Origin of the sequence: Mucilaginibacter sp. cycad4 (genome assembly GCF_034263275.1) — a bacterium.
Lineage (GTDB): Bacteria > Bacteroidota > Bacteroidia > Sphingobacteriales > Sphingobacteriaceae > Mucilaginibacter.
Genome location: NZ_CP139559.1, coordinates 3092774 through 3109654 on the forward strand (window position 1 = coordinate 3092774; position 16881 = coordinate 3109654).

Here is a 16881-nt window from a genome sequence, read left to right on the forward strand (position 1 = left end):
CGAGCGCAGCGTGGCAATCGCACATAAGCATGTCCGCTCTGTATAGCATGCGATTGCTTCGTTCCTCGCAATGACATAGTGGGGTTTAGTATTTTTAAATAGCCGGTGTTATCCCCTTACCTTCCCAATAATCAATGATAGGTTTATACGGCCCGTATTTATGCTGTTGCTCCGAAAAAGGATCTTTAAAAGGGCCTTTATCATAGTCAATTGCTTTTTCTTCGTAATGCGGATAATCAACCTCTTTGGTAGTTTTAGGCAACGGACGTTTATGCTTTGTGTCATCGTTAACAAAGGCGGCAATATCAAGCGCTTCAGCATCGGTTAAAAAAGGTTTACCCTCGGCTGTTTTATCATAAGGCATATTGCCTTTTAACCATTGTGCCAGCTTAACTACCCTGTGCATGCTCGAGCCCGGGCGATAGGCCAATAAACCCCATACCGGCGGATATTCGTAAGTCACGTTATCAAAGCGCATTTTACCTTCACCATTTTTGGCGTGACAGCGCTCGCAATTTTGGGCGTATAGCACCTCGCCCCTGTCTGATGATGCAGCAACGTCCGGCAGCTCAACCTCCATATTCTTTAAGCCTTTAGTAGTTTTTGCAACATTTGATGAATCGCTCAAAAATTTCAGGTAAGCCATGATCGAGATCATTTCCCGCCCGTCAAGCGGCAGCGGTCTGCCCAAGTTAGGACGCATCACGCAATTATTGATGCGCTCCGCCAAAGATAAAATCCTGCCCTCCCTTGCACGGTACTGCGGATAATCACGAAAAGACCTTACCAGGTTGAAAGCATACGGCCTTGTACCGGCATCGCGGTGGCAATTGGTGCAGTTCATTTTATTGCCGGTGTAATGTCCGTTAACGCCCTCCGGGCCGATATAATAGGCGGTATGCAGCATCAGCTCCCTCCCATAGCGCACAGCCTCACCATATTTGCCTCCGGGCATTTTGGTGGTATCTACCGAAACAAGCCTGCCGGCGGCCAACGAATCAGCATTATCTGCCTCTTCAGCCTTGCTTCCGCTACATGATGCCAATTGGGCAACGTTTGCCAGGGCAAATAGCAGCAGCAGGAAAGTTATATATTGATATTTCTTTTTCATTTTTAATGATCTATGGTTTTAAAAATGGATCAAGTTGTTCGTATTTTATAAAACCGGCCCGGTAGGTTGGCACGGATGTTTCCATCGTCCACTGTAAAACGCCTTTGTTGTTTGCCAACACCACGATGTGCCTTTTTGAGCAGCATACAAGTGTGGCTGTATCGTTGATCATATAAGCGCTGCCCATCCGGCCGTTAAATATCTCTTTAGGTAGTTTGATGTGCATGGCAATTGTTGAAGTTTGATTTTTCTCGTCAATTTTCATAGCATATACGCCCGACTGGTGTTTCTCCACCCCGTTGTCAAAAAACATGAGGTTTCCCTGGTTATTAATATGGGCTGCGTGGGCCTGGGTAAAGTTGCAGTCGGCAGGCATAGCTATAGTGCCACCCTTACCAAACTTATAAATTACCTTACCGGTGTGAGAATCTATCTTCCAGATTTGCCCGTTGTTATAAAACGACATCAGATAATTGCCATCAACATCATAACTAAGGCTGTTGGCATGCATCCAGTCTTTTTTTGTTTTCAGGATCTTAGGATCTTTCAGGGGATCCATCACATCAAACACGCTCCACTTATAAAGCTGCTTACCCGTTTTATCCATCATCATAATCCCATCGCCATTAACAGTATCTTTTTTACCTCCGCCTATCGAACTCAAATCCATTAATCGCTGATCAACAAAAATGGTTACCAGCCGGCCTTTATCATTCTTCAGTATTTCATGATGGATGGTTTGCTTGAAATCGCCCTGGCCTCTGGTAAGGTGCAGCAATGTATCGCCCAGCATATTGACCTCCAGGATCTCGCTGCCGTAGCTGGTAGGCTCATCATTTCGGCCTAAAATAGAAAGCAGCGTTTTATCCTTCGTAAAATTGATCACTTTAAAACCCAGCCTGTCAATCATATGGTACCACCGTATCTGTCCTTTGGCATCAACCAAAAATGCGACGCCCGGCGCATAGCGTTTATTGATGAGCATCAACCCACCATTGAACTGTGCAGGTAGCGAAGCCTTAGCAGCTGTTTTAGCGTGAAACTGTTCCTGCAAAAACAACGGCAGTTGGTGCGATTTAAAAGTATGGGGTTTGCTGACAACGGTATCACCGCCATCAATGGTTACAATATGATACGAGTAAGTAGTATCCGGCAAAATATTACAAAGTACAAGCTTGTACGATTTAGAATTACCAGTGGCGGTCGACCGGTATTTTACCGGCTGTTTGCCTTCTATCCAATACTCAGCGTAAACATCAACAGGCTTACTGGTCACAACATCAAGCTTTATCTTCAGCTCATTGTTATTGTACAAACCTATGTGAATTTCTTTTATAATGTTACCACCCGAGCAACCGCAGATGATCGAAACTAACAAACCCTTCGCTAAAACTTTAAACCAATCCTTCATCACTAATTTTGTAATACCGGTTAAATGATGAAGAATATACAACCAGTAAAGGCTGTATACTCTTTATCCATTTGAATTTTATGTTTATTGCTGCCTGCCCGCATTATTCAGCTTAGGGTTAACAGTAACCTGGTTAAGCGGATATGGGAAATACTCGTCGCGCGGCAACTGAACGGTATTGGTTTGGCCAACACGTTTCAGGTATGCATTCACAATCACATCATATTTGCCAAAACGTTTTAAGTCGGCCCTTCTTTTGCCTTCGTAATACAGCTCCCAGCCGCGCTCCTGCAACAGAGCATCACGGAAAGTTGCCTGTGTAAGATTTGCCTGTACCAGCAGCTTGGCGTGCGAACGGCCTTTAACCTGGTTTACTAAGGAAACAGCTTCGGCAGTGGGACCGCCCAACTCATTTAAAGCTTCCGCACGGCTCAGCAATACATCCGCATAGCGCAAAACATCAACACTGTGGCCGTCATAGTAAGTATTAGCACCGTTCGGATCTGCATATTTCATAGTCGCAACATCCGGCATATATAATACACCGTCTGGCGCGGTAGCACCTGATGACGGGGCCTGTTTGTGGGTTAAACCATCAACACCCTGGTATTGGGTAAAAAACATTTTTTTACGGTCATCCTCATCGCCATAACTGTTGTAAAAATCCCAGGTTACGGCGTAGTATTGCCACCTGTCAGTTAAAACCGGATGGCTTAGCGGACCGAAGTGGTTCAATAACTCTGTTCCATTAACGTTGGCGTCGCTCAATACCGAGAAGATATTTTCAGAACACCAGGTATTTGATTCTTTAAACAAGCCTGCATATGTCGGATATAACTGGTAGATTCCCAAATCCATTACCTGTTTGGTTAAATCGGCAGCTTTTTGCCATTGATGCTCACGCAGGTAGATTTTGGCCAACAGGAACATAGCGGCGCCTTTTGTAGCGCGACCTACATCGTTGGTTGTATAAATATCACTTTTTGTATAATCTGCGGGTAATACATTGATCGCATTTTGCAGATCAGTGATCATTAAAGCGTCAACATCAGCAACCGGGCTTGGAGGGGTTTGAGCCTTGTAATCAGGATTGGCTATATCTTTTTCGGTATTAAGGATCACCGGCCCCCAGGCGTCGGTAAGATCAGAATAAGCAATAGCACGTAAAAATTTCATTTCAGCCAAGAACTGACTTTTCTGAGCATCTGTGATACTTTTCATCGCCGCAATGTTGTAGATAGCATTGTTTGCATTGGCTACAAGTTTGTAGATCTGCCTGTAATCCTCAGCTATTAAACCGTTGGCTGAGTTCCATTGCACTAACGATAATTGCCCCGGGTCACCTGCATAGCTACAGTGGCCTACATCTGTAGTTAAATCGGTAAGCGCGAAGTGCCTTACTGTCCAATAGTCAAAGTTGTCACCTACCGCCGGGCCTTTAAGCCGGGCATAAACCGCATTTACGGCGGCAATAGCGTCAGACTTGGTGAGGAACGCATTTTGACTTGTTAAACTGCTGTATATTTTAGGTTCGAGGCTGGATTTGTTACAGGAAAACTGAGTAACTACCGCAGCAGCAAGGAGTAGAATATTATATTTTTTCATTTGATTTAAATTTTGTTGATCCCTTGAATGGATAATTCATTAATGGATAGATGCCTTAATACCGAATGTTACCGTTTTAAATGCCGGGAAGGAGTTAAAATCCAAACCGCCTCCGAGAGCCGACCGGATCGGAACCTGACCAGGGTGTGCGCCAGTGTCATCGGCATGTACGTTTGCTTCCGGGTCAGTACCTTTATAACCGGTAATGGTCCACAGGTTTTGCGCTTCGGCATAAATCCTGATGCCCTGTAAAATTTTCATATTTTGAAATAACGAGGCCGGAAAGTTGTATGCCAGCGTAAGCGATTTCAAACGCACATAAGAGGCATTTTCAACAAAACGTGAATTTACGTAGCTACCATAGGTGCTCAGGTAATAACCTTCACGCGGGATAGCGGTATTTTCATTTTTACCTGCAACAAACCTGTTCAACGCGGCTGCTCCGGTTGTTGATTCCAGTACCATGTTGTTCATATTGTACAGGTAGTAATCAAATGCTCCCTGGAAAAATATACCCAGATCAATGCCTTTGTAATGAAAATCGTTACCAAAACCAGCCATATAATGCGGGTTTGAATTGCCCAGGTAGGTACGGTCGGCCGGGGTAATTACACCATCGCCATTAACATCTTTATATTTAGGGTCACCTGCTTTTGAATTTGGTTGCGGGGCATAGCTTTCCCCTGTTTTTATAACACCCTGGTATACATACCCATAAAGCTCGCCAAGCTCAATACCTGGTACAACCCTTGTAAACTCCTGGCCCGAAACGGTGCCGCTTGGGTTGGCGGTATTAGTACTTATTATTGTAACCCCCGGACCTAAATCTAACGCCTTTTGTTTATTGTAGCCAAATGTAACTGTAGTATTCCATGACAGGTTTTTGCTGCGCAGGTTGCTGGTATTTACCGAAAGCTCAATACCCCTGTTTTGGATAGCGCCGCCATTTATCCATTGTGTTCCGTTAGTAGCCCCCCATTGTGCCCCAATCGGTACCTGGATCAGCAAGTCGGTAGTTTTTTTGCTGTAATAATCAATACTTGCGTTAATACGGCCGTTAGCGAAGCCCATATCCAAACCAATATCCAGTTGCCTTGTGGCTTCCCACTTAAGGTTAGGGTTAGCAAGATTTTTAGGTTCGATGCCTGTTTGTAACTGACCGCTTCCGTTAAGCACTGTGCTATATGGCCCAAAAGTTGCAAGATATAAACTTGCCGGGATACGGTCATTACCGGTAACACCATAACTAACACGGGCTTTTAAATTTGAGAAAGTATTCAGGTCTTTTACAAAATCCTCATCAGTTAATTTGTAAGCTACAGCGCCGGCCGGGAAAAAGCCAGAGCGTCTGTTTGAACCAAACTGTGACGACCTGTCATCGCGATAAGAAAACGACGCCAAAATTTTGTCTTTGTAAGCGTAATTTAACCTTGTAAAGTATGATGTAAGAAAAGCCTCTGCCTTGTTGCTTCCATAGCCATTACTTAATGAACCTGCATTTAGGTTATAATATAAAAAAGCGTCGGTTGAAAAGCCCTTGGCACCTGAAAGCAATGATTCGGCAACATCTTTTTGGTTTGATGTACCTAACAATACGGTAAAATCGTGGTCTTTTTTGATATTGAATTTATAAGTAAAATAGTTTTCAGCAATCCACCTGAAGTTTGAATAGATCTGTTCGGCAGCTACACCACCCTGCTTTGCACCGGCAATTGTAGTTGTTGGAAGGTATTGACCGGTAGTGGTTTGGTTATATTCGGTACCTGCAGTAAGGTGATATGTTAACCCGTTGATGATCTTATAATCCAAACCAACATTGGCATTAATTAATTTATTACCGCTATTATTTGTGGGTTCCAACAGGCCGGCCAAAGCGTTGGTTTTTGTGCCCTGGGTAACGTAATAGTTATAAGTACCATCGGCATTATAAGGCGCTACGTTAGGCGGTGCCGTAAGCAGGCTAAACAACGGTGCGGTAATATCGCCCGTGTATGATTGCAAAGTTGAGGTTGAATTTGCACCATAGAAGTTACCGCTGATCTTAATATTTTCATTCACTGTTTTTTCAGCGCCTATCCTTGCAGTATACCTTTCAAAGCCGGTATGCTGCAGCACCCCTACCTGTTTGATGTGGTTACCGGCGATATATAATTTTGAGTTCTGATCGCCTGCGCTTAAGCTGAGGCTTTGATTTTGAACGGTAGCATTGCGGGTTGCCAATTTTAGCCAATTGGTATTGGCCACCTGGAAACTTGATGGATATGGTTGTGGCTTACCGTCTTCAAGAGCGGTAGCATTTTGAATATCGGTATACTGCTGACCGGTTAACAGAGCCGGCTTGTACGTCAGGTATTGCGTACCTCCTGATATATCAGCATCTAAAGACACTTTGCCATTTTTTCCTTTTTTAGTGGTGATCAAAACAACACCATTACCGCCCCTTGAACCGTAGATGGCCGTCGCCGATGCGTCTTTCAGTACCTGGATGTCTTCGATGTCGTTCGGGTTAACCTGGCTGCCGGCTTCGCTGATAAAACCATCAACTACATAAAGTGGTGCTGTAGAAGTATTGATGGAGTTACCACCCCTCACGGTAATATTGATACCTGAACCTGGTGCAAAACTGGCTTGCTGAACCTGTACCCCAGCTGCTTTACCCTGAATGGCCTGGCCGATATTAGATGTAGTACCGCCGAGCGTGAGGTTATCACTTTTAATTGAACTGATAGAACCGGTAAGGTCGCCTTTTTTAACGGTACCGTAACCTACTACTACTACTTCGTTCAATTTGTTAAGGTCTTCCTGTAAGGTAATAGTTATATCGGTAGAATTTCCTACGGATACCTCCTGTGTTTTGAATCCTACGTAAGAAACAACCAATACCGTTGAATTACTCTTTAATGTAAGCTTGAACTTGCCGTTAACATCGGTAGAGGTAGTATTTTTAACGCCTTTTTGGGTTACGGTAGCTCCAATGATGGGGCCGTCTTTATCTTTTACATTACCACTGATAATTGTTTGCGCGTTTGCAAGCACAGGCAATAATAAAAGCAGGCAACAGCACATCAATTTAAAAAGGCCATTCTTATGCCTCCCTAAATAAATCTGTTTGCTGAAGCCCTTGTCGGGGTTTGAGTAAATTTTAATCATACGTGGTGGGTGTTGGTATTAATTAATTGTTAGTTTTCTGTTGCGATTTAGTCCTGTTTTTGAATATTGGAAATTAGAGATACCGGATTTTGAAAGCAAAAAATCGACCCTCCAAACACAGCGCAAACGTTTGCTTTGAGCAAAAACGAGCTTACGCAAACGTTTGACTCAAAGTATTTTGCGGCGAAAACGGGCAATAATCGAGGTTATTTGAGGCGTTAAACAAGCCACAGATGGGGTGAATGAAGCATTAATTTTATGCAATCGGCGTATTTAGGGCTCATGATCAAAGAATTTGATTATGAGCAGGTTGAAAGCTTCCTATGTCAATTGCGAGGAGGAACGACGAAGCAATTGCGTGACAGCAGAGCCCCCGCCACCACTCGGCTCCAGCCGGGTGGTAACTATTTCACGGCCTCTGGCCGCCACGGATGGGTGTAATGTAGGCCTGAGGCCTTGGATAATAGCCACTCGGCTGGAGCTGAGCGGTGGCGGTGATTGTTTTAAAAAAGTAAAGCCCGGCTTTTGGCCGGGCTAAACAAAACATACAAAAAATATAAACGATAATTAAAAGCCGCTATCATCGAGCGCAAAGGTATTCTTCCGCTCCTTCCACTTCCCTTTCGTGAAATCAGGAAACTCCACACTTGCGTTACCTTCTTTTAATGATTTGGTTGATAGAGGTGTAATTACACTCATGGTAACAGAGTCATAAACATCAATAGGTGTTTGACGCTTTTGCTTTACAGCTTCAACGAAAGCATTAAACACAAACCAGTCCATACCACCATGGCCTGCACCCTCGGCAAACTTTTCATATTTCTTCCACAGCGGGTGATCATATTTATCAAACCATTCTTTTGCCGGGTCCCACGAATCATCCTCTTTTGATTTATGATCGATGTAAACACTTTTGTTAACATCCATCCAAAGGCCTTTTGTGCCTTGCACACGGAAACCTAATGAATAAGGGCGCGGCAGGTGCGTATCATGGCTCAGCAGTACCGTTTCGCCATTGGCACAATTGATCATAGTGGTAGTAACGTCGCCATTTTTATAGTTGATTTTAGCATTCGGATGGCCTGGCGACAACTCTTCTACATAGGCCGCCAAACCGCGCGCCTTTGAACTGAATGACACAAGATTAGTAAAACGGTTACCTGCATTGATATTAGCATAGTGCATACACGGACCAGCGCCATGTGTTGGATAGATATCGCCGTCTACATCGATATTGAACTGGGTACGCCATTGCGCTTCGCTTAGGGCTTTAGGGCCAAACTCAACACCGCCTCCATAATAATGCTTACCGTCGTTGAATAATACTCCCCTTAAATTATGCTGATATCCGCCTTCTAAATGGATGATCTCGCCAAACAGGTCCTGGCGTGCCATATTCAAAGCCGCCATCACATCCCGACGATAGCAAACGTTTTCAAGCGTCATGTAAGGCATCCCTGTTTTTTCGGATGTGCGCACTATATCCCAGTGATCTTCAACAGTTAAACCAGCAATCACCTCACAGCCCACATATTTTCCGGCCTTCATGGCATCAATAGCCTGCGGATGATGAAATTGCCATGGTGTAGCAATAATCACAGCATCAATATCTTTATGATCCAATAGCTTTTTGTAAGCGTCCAATCCGCCGGTGTATTCCTTTACAGGCGCATGTCCTTTTTTGGCGATGTATTCGCGGCAAATTTTCAAGGAGCTTTCCTGTGTATCACAAATGGCTACGATCTCCACATCATCGCGAAGCAAACCTTCGGCAATATGGCTCATGCCGCGGGCACCTACACCAATGTAACCTAAGCGTACTTTTGAAGGTGCCGATGCAAACAGGCTTCCTGAAGGTAAAATACTAAAACCTGCCGCCGCAATTGCGCTGGTTTTCAAAAATTGTCTTCTTTCCATATTATAATTAGTGTATCTATATTGGCTATTGAGTGTTATTTAACGGGGAGTTTTGAAAAATCAATCAAAGGTTTCTGGCCGGTAGCCTCACGATCGTATGGTGCTTTAAGTACGATATAATTGTTAAAGAAACCACCGTTTTGCAGGAAAAATTTATCGCCTTCTTTTCCGCCTGCATAATCTTTACGATAGTTGGCATTTGCGGTAGCATCACCTGTGTATACGGCATGGGTAAGCTCCAGCCAGTTGTTTTCGCTGTCACCTATCCATTGGTTAGTAAAATAAGCTTTGTGCACTTTATCGCCATTTTCCGGTTCAAAATTCTCAACAAACGAATACAAATGAGTTAAGTAGGTGGCCTTTTGCGGGCGGGTAAAGCTGGCTATGAGAAACCATTTACCGGCAGCTACATCTTTAAAATAAGCGGTGTACGTAGTAGTTTTTTTTAGCTGATCAGGTTCGGCGCTCAACAGGAACGCATAAGCCTGCCCGGCCGTCCACGGAAAACGCATATAGCTTTGACCGCCCGATCCTTCATTGCCGAACTCGCCGATATGAACATTACTGCCGTTTTTTACCCGTTTAATTCGCATGCTGTCGGGAATACTCTTGGGGTCTTCAGTATTAAAAGGGCTCCATACTGAAAACAGTACCCTGCGTTCGGTAGCAGAGTTTACCTGCATACCAAAGTACCCTTCGCCAAAACCATCGGCCATAAAGTATGAACCTATCACGTCCTGTCCCTTTGGTACAATGATCTCGTTATAAAACCATTTTACTTTATTTTCTTTATCGCCAGCCACCGGATAGCGCAAATGCACGGAAGGCCCTCTCCTGCCAAAATGAAACGAGCTGCCTTTAGCAACATAAGATATATCATTATCTGCTTTCTGCAACGTAACTACCAAATCAGATACATCGGCATAAACAGCGCCGGTTTTACTGGTTCCTTTTAACCTTACCATTATATACCCCGGCTTGTTGATATGAACCTTTCCGAAACTGACGGTATCAAATTTGGTATTGTTTAGTTTTTTAACAAACGTATTTTTCCCTATCGATAGCTGTAAAGTACTGCTGCCTTGCGGCACACGTACTACCAGCGCAAGTTGAAGATCCTGTGCGTTGCTAACCCTGAAATAAATACCAGCTGTTGTTTTCGGACTTTTCAGACCAATTAAGCCTTCATCGGTAATAGTATCAGGCGCGTTTACCCAGGCATTGCCGCCAAACGGGATAACGTGACGCAATTGTGCAGCATCAAAGTGTACGGTCTGCGCAATGGCGGCATTATCTCCTATGGCAATAAACAATATCGAAAGACAAATTATAACGGTTTTCTTCATCATTGAATTATAACACAAGTATCGTTTCATAAATGTACTCGCATTAGCGGTTTTAGTAAAAAATAAATGCTTCAATTTCAACGCAAACGTTTGAAAAATGGGCATAATTATCCTTTAACTGGCATTAATTGAAAAACAGGTATTTATCAAACATCCCGGGTTGATGATTTCGGTTTCAAAAATTGGAGGTAAATATGCCTGCAAAGCGGTTATTTCTTTATTGCAAATAAGCCAGGCTCTCTAAATAAAATTAAAGGGCACTATATGCCGCCGCCAATATCAAATCTCCCCTATACTAACCAGCCAACTTATGCAAACTGATGATTTAGCCACGCAAACGTTTGCAATGCAGTTAATACAAGCTATTTCATAATAATCGCTTAACTTTAACTATAAAAACGATATAGCCCACAATTAATGCAAACAAAGCCAACTACTATAAAAGAGATAGCGCAAATATTAGGCATCTCGGTTTCTACAGTTTCAAGGGCCTTGCATGACCACCCGAGCATAGGGCTCACTACAAGGGCAAAAGTTAAAAAGCTGGCCGGCGAATTAAACTATGAGCCTAACCAAACCGCTATTTTTTTGCAAAAGGGTAAAACCCTCACCATTGGGGTTATTTTACCCGAACTTTCAGAGGCTTTCTTTTCATCGGCCATAAGCGCAATTGAAGATACTGCCTATAAAAAAAACTATACCGTACTGCTGGCACAATCACATGATGACGAGCAGAAGGAAAAACAACTGGTTGAAAAAATGAAAAACCACCGGGTTGATGGCCTGCTTGTATCGGTAGGGAAAAATACCTCCTCCTATCAGCACTTTGAAAACTTAAAGAAATACAATATTCCTGTAGTTTATTTCGACAGGATCCCATCTATACCTAATATTCATTATGTAGCCTGCAATATGGAAATAGGTACCATTGAGGCGGTGAGTTATCTGCTTAAAAAAGGGCACCGGGCAATAGGCATGATTAACGGGCCGCAAACCATGGTTGCCACCGGCGAACGTAAAGAGGGTTATATCAAAGCGATGACCAAAAACAGGCTTAAGTATGACCCATCACTCATCGTTTCGTGCGACCTGACCGAAGAAGGCACAAAAAAGGCCTTAGACGATCTGCTGGCCAGCAAACGCAAGCCGACTGCTATAGTAACCTTTAACGATTATGTGGCGCTTTTTGCTATTAAACACGCCAGTAAATTAAACATCAAAATAAATAAGGACCTTGAATTTGTAAGCTATGCCAATTTACCGCTGATCAATTATATGGAGAATATCCCGGCCGCTTCGGTTGAGCAATTTCCTTATTTACAAGGGCAAAAAGCAACTGATATTTTAATGGACCTGCTGCATCACCAGGGTACCGGCGGCAATGAACCAAGCGCCTTTTATAAGGTGATCATTGAATCGCAATTGGTCGAAAACAAAAAATAAACCTAAACAAAAAACACTCAAACGTTTGCGCATGGCTATCGTTTATCAATTAGCTATGTTTGATGAGTTAACGTCTATAATATGTTTGATGATATCCTAATAAATTTTGGATTAAACGTTTCTGAATACCATATCCGGCCTTTTGGCTCGGGGCTCATAAATTATACTTATAAAGTAAGCGGTATTAATCAGTCCTATATTCTTCAGCAAATTAATGCTGCCGTTTTTAAACAGCCTGATTATATCGACAGCAACCTTACACTAATCAAAGAATATCTTGATAAACACAACCCCGGTTATTTATTTGTAGCCCCTTTAAAAGGCAAAACAGGTAAATCAATTATTTATGCCGGTGATAAATTCTACAGGCTTTTCCCATTTATTGAAGGATCGCACACGGTAAATTTTTTACAGGATACCAGGGAGGCATATAGCGCCGCGGTACAGTTTGGCCGGTTTACCCGTTTACTGAATAATTTTGATATCAGCAAACTTGAATACACACTTCCGGACTTTCATAATCTGAAATTACGGTTTACACAATTTGAACAGGCCTTAAAAACTGCCAAATCTGAAAAACTGGAACAGGCTGCTAAAGAAGTAAAAGCGGCGCATGATCATATCAACATACTGCATACCTACAACCTGTTTACAACCGATAGCGAAATTCCCCGCCGGGTGATCCATCACGATACCAAAATAAATAATGTTTTGTTTGACAAAGAGCAAAACGCGCTATGTCTTGTCGACCTTGATACCGTAATGCCCGGCTATTATTTAAGCGACGTTGGCGACATGATGCGAACCTACTTGTCGCCCGCCAACGAAGAGGAAAAAGATCTGGATAAGATTACCGCCAGGACTGACTTTTTCAGGGCAATATATAAAGGCTATATGAGCGAAATGGGCACTATCCTTACCGAAACTGAAAAACAGTATTTCATATTTTCGGGCAAGATGATGATCTATATGCAGGGCCTTCGCTTTTTGACCGATTTCTTAAACAACGATGTTTACTATGGAGCCCAATACGAAGGGCATAATTTAATCAGGGCCAAAAACCAGTTTAAACTGCTTGAAGCTTACATCGATGGAGAGCCAATATTTAAAGAAATAATTGCCGGGGTAGATAAGGAATTATTGGCTACTACGAACAATATTTAACAGGTTGTTCAATATACCGGGCGGCACAATGTTACCAACAAACCTTGCACAGCCCTCGTTAAATTCATACTTTCGACGCCCATATCAGCAAGCGTTGGTATAAATCAACGCATTGGGAGCAGCATCTATGAAAGTAATTATAGCCGAAAAACCATCTGTAGCCAGGGAAATTGCCAAAGTTTTTGGGGCAACCACAAAAAAGGATGGCTATATTGAAGGCAAAGGTTTCACCTTTACCTGGGCTTTCGGTCACCTGTTGCAGCTTGCTGCACCACAGGAATACGGTTACTACGGCTGGAGCGTTCAGCACCTGCCCATGCTGCCGCCAAAGTTCAAACTTTCCATTCGTAAGGTAAAAACAAAAGATGGTTTGGTAGACGACCCATCAGTAAAAAAACAACTGGATACTATCCAAAAGCTATTTGATGAAGCCACTGAGATCATCGTAGCAACGGATGCCGGGCGCGAGGGCGAATTGATCTTTCGCTATATCTACTACTATTTAAAATGCAAAAAGCCTTTTAAAAGGCTTTGGATCTCGTCCCAAACAGATGAAGCTATCAAAGAGGGCTTCCGCAATCTGAAACCCGGCAGCGATTATGATACGCTGTTCAATTCGGCCCATTGCCGCTCACAGTCAGATTGGTTAGTGGGTATGAATGCCACACAAGCGCTCAGTCTTTCGTCGGGCATCCGAGGCGCGGTACTTTCCTTGGGCAGGGTGCAAACGCCTACTCTCGCCATGATCTGTTCGCGGTACCTGGAAAATAAAAACTTCGTACCCGAAACATTTTACCAGGTAAGTATCCACCCTGATAAAGACGGACAGGTATTTAAAGCGATATCAACCGAAAATTATAAAACAAAAGAAGAAGCACAAGCGGTAGTCGACCAGGTGCAGGATGTTGAAGGCGGCTTTCCGCAGGGTGGCCATATTTTGCAGGTGGAAGCCAAACCGCGTAAAGAGCCACCTCCTTTATTGCACGACCTGAGCAGCCTGCAACAGGAAGCCAACAAACGTAAAGGTTTCACTGCCGATCAAACGCTTAATATTCTCCAAAACTTGTATGAAAACAAGCTTGTTACCTATCCCCGTACCGGCAGTCGTTACATAGGTGACGATGTTTTTGCAGGTGTACCTGCACTGATTCAAAAACTGGAACAACATCCGCTATTTGGCAAACAGGCTATAGCACTGGGCAGCGCGACATTAAACAAACGGAGCGTGAATGCTAAAAAGGTAACGGATCACCATGCCGTACTTACTACCGGCGAAAACCCGCACCAGCTTTCGGCCGATCAGCAGGCTGTTTATGATATGGTGGCCGGGCGTATGCTCGAAGCTTTTCACCAGGATTGTATCAAAGAGGTCACGAAAATTGTTGTACAATCGGGTGCCAAGTTTAATGCCAGCGGAACCGTGATCCATACTGCCGGGTGGCGGGCAGTGTTCAACGATAAGGAGGACGATAAAAAAGACGAAGAGAACGCTACACTACCCAAAGTAGTACAAGGCGAAAACCTGCCGATAACCGCCAAGGCCCTGCTCGAAAAGCAGACCAAACCGCGACCACTATATAACGAAGCCACTTTACTTAAGGCTTTGGAAACAGCGGGCAAAGAGATTGATGACGAAGAGCTCCGTTACGCCATGAAAGACAGTGGCCTTGGCACCCCGGCAACACGGGCGGCCATCATCGAAACCCTGCTTAAGCGTAATTACATTATCAGGGAAAAGAAGAACCTGGTACCTACCCCTACCGGCATTGCCGTTTATGAGGTGGTGAAAAACCAGCAGATAGCCCAGGCTGAACTTACCGGAACATGGGAAAAACGCCTTGAAGAGATCCGCTCGGGGGCTTCGGTTACTGAATTCCAGAACGAGATCAAAACTTATACCCGTGCTATTACTTCTGAATTATTAGCGCAGGGTAAATCATTAAAGATCCCGGCTATGGAAGTAACCGGCGGTAAAGTAAGTGCTTAGAGAGCCCAATAAAAACTCCATTTTAAATTATAAAACCATGTCATTGCGAGGAGAAACGACGAAGCAATCTCGTAGCTATACAGATCGGACATGCATTGGCTACGAGATTGCCGCGCTACGATCGCAACGACATGTTTTTTTTAATTGATAAACAATTTCTACAACCCTTTAATCGTATTCCAATCAACAACGCCAACTTTTTTTGCCCATTCCAAATACTCCGCTTCAAGCACTTTAACTTTATCGGTGTATTTAGCAGCAAGGTTATTTATTTCAGAACGATCTGTTTCCAGGTCGTATAATTCCCATGGCTCACCAATTTCGGCAACCAGCTTCCATTGGCCTTTTCTTATGGCCCTGCTCCCCTCATGTTCCCAGAATAATGTTTTATTACCGGTATAAGCTTTCCTCTTAAAAGCATCGAGCAAACTGATGCCTGCCAATGGTGTAAGCTGCCTGTTTTTAAATTGAGCCGGGTAGTTTACACCGGCAAGGTCAAGGCAGGTTGGCATTAGATCAATCAAGTGCCCCGGACTACTATCGGAACTTCCGGCTTTGATATGCCCCGGATACCAGGCAATCAACGGTGTGGCTATCCCCCCTTCGTGTGTGTTGCGTTTAAACAACTTAAATGGTGTATTGCTCACATTGGCCCATGGGATCTCATAACTGTCAATCGAATTGACAGAACCGGGAGTTCCATTCTTTTGGATCACCGTTGACAAACTTTTTACTTCATCGGCACTGCCGCCATTGTCAGATGCAAACAGTACAATGGTATTTTTATCTTTTCCCAGTTTTTTCAACCGGGTCATGATCTCGCCTACACATGCGTCCATCCGGTAAACCATAGCAGCATAAATAGCCATACGAGTATCCCATTTATCTTTTTCTCCCGGAGATAGTGAATCCCATGCCGGAGCACGCTTATCCCGCGCCGATAGCTGCCATTGTTTTTTGATAATACCGGTGGCCAATTGTTTTTCATAGCGCTGTTTCCGCAAAACATCCCAGCCTTTTAGATATTGGCCTTTAAACTTTGCTATATCTTCGGGCAGGGCCTGGATGGGCCAATGCGGGGCATTATAAGCCACATATAGAAAGAAAGGCTTCTGCTGATCCTTGATCTTGTCTAATGATTTTACAGCGAAATCAGTAATAGCTTGTGTAAGATATTTTGAAGTATCGCTACGGGTGATCTCCTTGTCATTCAGCATAAAAGTGATTTTGCTGCCATCATTATACAGCGGTGCCGAATTGAAATAACTGCTGCCATTGTTCAGCATCGTAAAGGATTGATCGAAACCGCGGTTATAGGCCAAAGCGGATTGCGGCAACCCCACATGCCATTTGCCTGATACGATGGTATTATAACCTGCCTGCTCTTTCAGCAACTCGGCAATGGTAGCACTATGATCATTTAAGTAGCCCTGGTATGCTGGCGAACCTTTGTATTTTACCATATCACCAACGCCGGCCTGATGAGGATATAAACCTGTTAGCAATGCCGCACGTGAGGGACAACATCTTCCCGCATTATAAAATTGCGTCATTTTCAGGCCTTCGCGGGCAAGCCTGTCGATATTAGGTGTGCTGATCTCCGAGCCAAAGCAGCCGATATCAGAAAAGCCCATATCGTCGGCTAAAATGATGACGATATTGGGCTTTTGCTTAGGGGCCTGCCCAAACACAGGCCCCGTACAAAATATAGCGATAAGTAAGTAGCAGATGTTTTTTATCATTGCTG

Annotated in this window: 10 protein-coding genes; 3 read left to right on the forward strand and 7 right to left on the reverse strand. The window is 43.8% G+C overall.

The annotated features are described in order from the left end of the window. Window positions 1-94: 94 nt before the first annotated feature. The 6 genes from SNE26_RS12415 to SNE26_RS12440 form a co-directional block, all read right to left on the reverse strand. A complete protein-coding gene (locus SNE26_RS12415; protein WP_321559673.1) occupies window positions 95-1111 on the reverse strand; it encodes a c-type cytochrome in 1017 nt (338 codons plus the stop codon). Window positions 1112-1121: 10 nt separating this feature from the next. Further along, window positions 1122-2522, reverse strand: coding sequence for an aryl-sulfate sulfotransferase (locus SNE26_RS12420; RefSeq protein ID WP_321559674.1), 1401 nt, complete (start codon window positions 2520-2522; stop codon window positions 1122-1124). An 84-nt stretch (window positions 2523-2606) separates the two neighbouring features. Further along, entirely contained in the window at window positions 2607-4127 is a 1521-nt protein-coding gene (locus tag SNE26_RS12425; protein ID WP_321559675.1) for a RagB/SusD family nutrient uptake outer membrane protein, read from the reverse strand. Window positions 4128-4166: 39 nt separating this feature from the next. Further along, complete coding sequence (locus SNE26_RS12430; RefSeq protein ID WP_321559676.1) at window positions 4167-7277, reverse strand: TonB-dependent receptor; 3111 nt, start codon at window positions 7275-7277, stop codon at window positions 4167-4169. A 567-nt stretch (window positions 7278-7844) separates the two neighbouring features. Beyond that, window positions 7845-9194, reverse strand: coding sequence for a Gfo/Idh/MocA family oxidoreductase (locus SNE26_RS12435; protein ID WP_321559677.1), 1350 nt, complete (start codon window positions 9192-9194; stop codon window positions 7845-7847). Between the two features lie 35 nt (window positions 9195-9229). Next, the gene (locus SNE26_RS12440) at window positions 9230-10543 is read right to left on the reverse strand and encodes a DUF3472 domain-containing protein (RefSeq protein ID WP_321559678.1); all 1314 of its coding nucleotides are present in this window, start codon (window positions 10541-10543) and stop codon (window positions 9230-9232) included. Between the two features lie 414 nt (window positions 10544-10957). Here SNE26_RS12440 and SNE26_RS12445 point away from each other — a divergent pair, with 414 nt between their 5' ends. From SNE26_RS12445 to SNE26_RS12455, 3 genes are all read left to right on the forward strand, one after another. Then, on the forward strand, window positions 10958-11983 hold the full coding sequence (locus tag SNE26_RS12445; protein WP_321559679.1) for a LacI family DNA-binding transcriptional regulator: 1026 nt from the start codon (window positions 10958-10960) through the stop codon (window positions 11981-11983). Between the two features lie 81 nt (window positions 11984-12064). Next, window positions 12065-13147 (forward strand): aminoglycoside phosphotransferase family protein, encoded by a 1083-nt coding sequence (locus SNE26_RS12450; protein WP_321559680.1) that lies wholly within the window; start codon window positions 12065-12067, stop codon window positions 13145-13147. 127 nt (window positions 13148-13274) lie between these two features. Beyond that, the gene (locus SNE26_RS12455; protein ID WP_321559681.1) at window positions 13275-15134 is read left to right on the forward strand and encodes a DNA topoisomerase 3; all 1860 of its coding nucleotides are present in this window, start codon (window positions 13275-13277) and stop codon (window positions 15132-15134) included. A gap of 158 nt (window positions 15135-15292) precedes the next feature. Here SNE26_RS12455 and SNE26_RS12460 read toward each other — a convergent pair whose 3' ends face one another. Beyond that, a complete protein-coding gene (locus SNE26_RS12460; protein WP_321559682.1) occupies window positions 15293-16876 on the reverse strand; it encodes an arylsulfatase in 1584 nt (527 codons plus the stop codon). Window positions 16877-16881 lie beyond the last annotated feature (5 nt).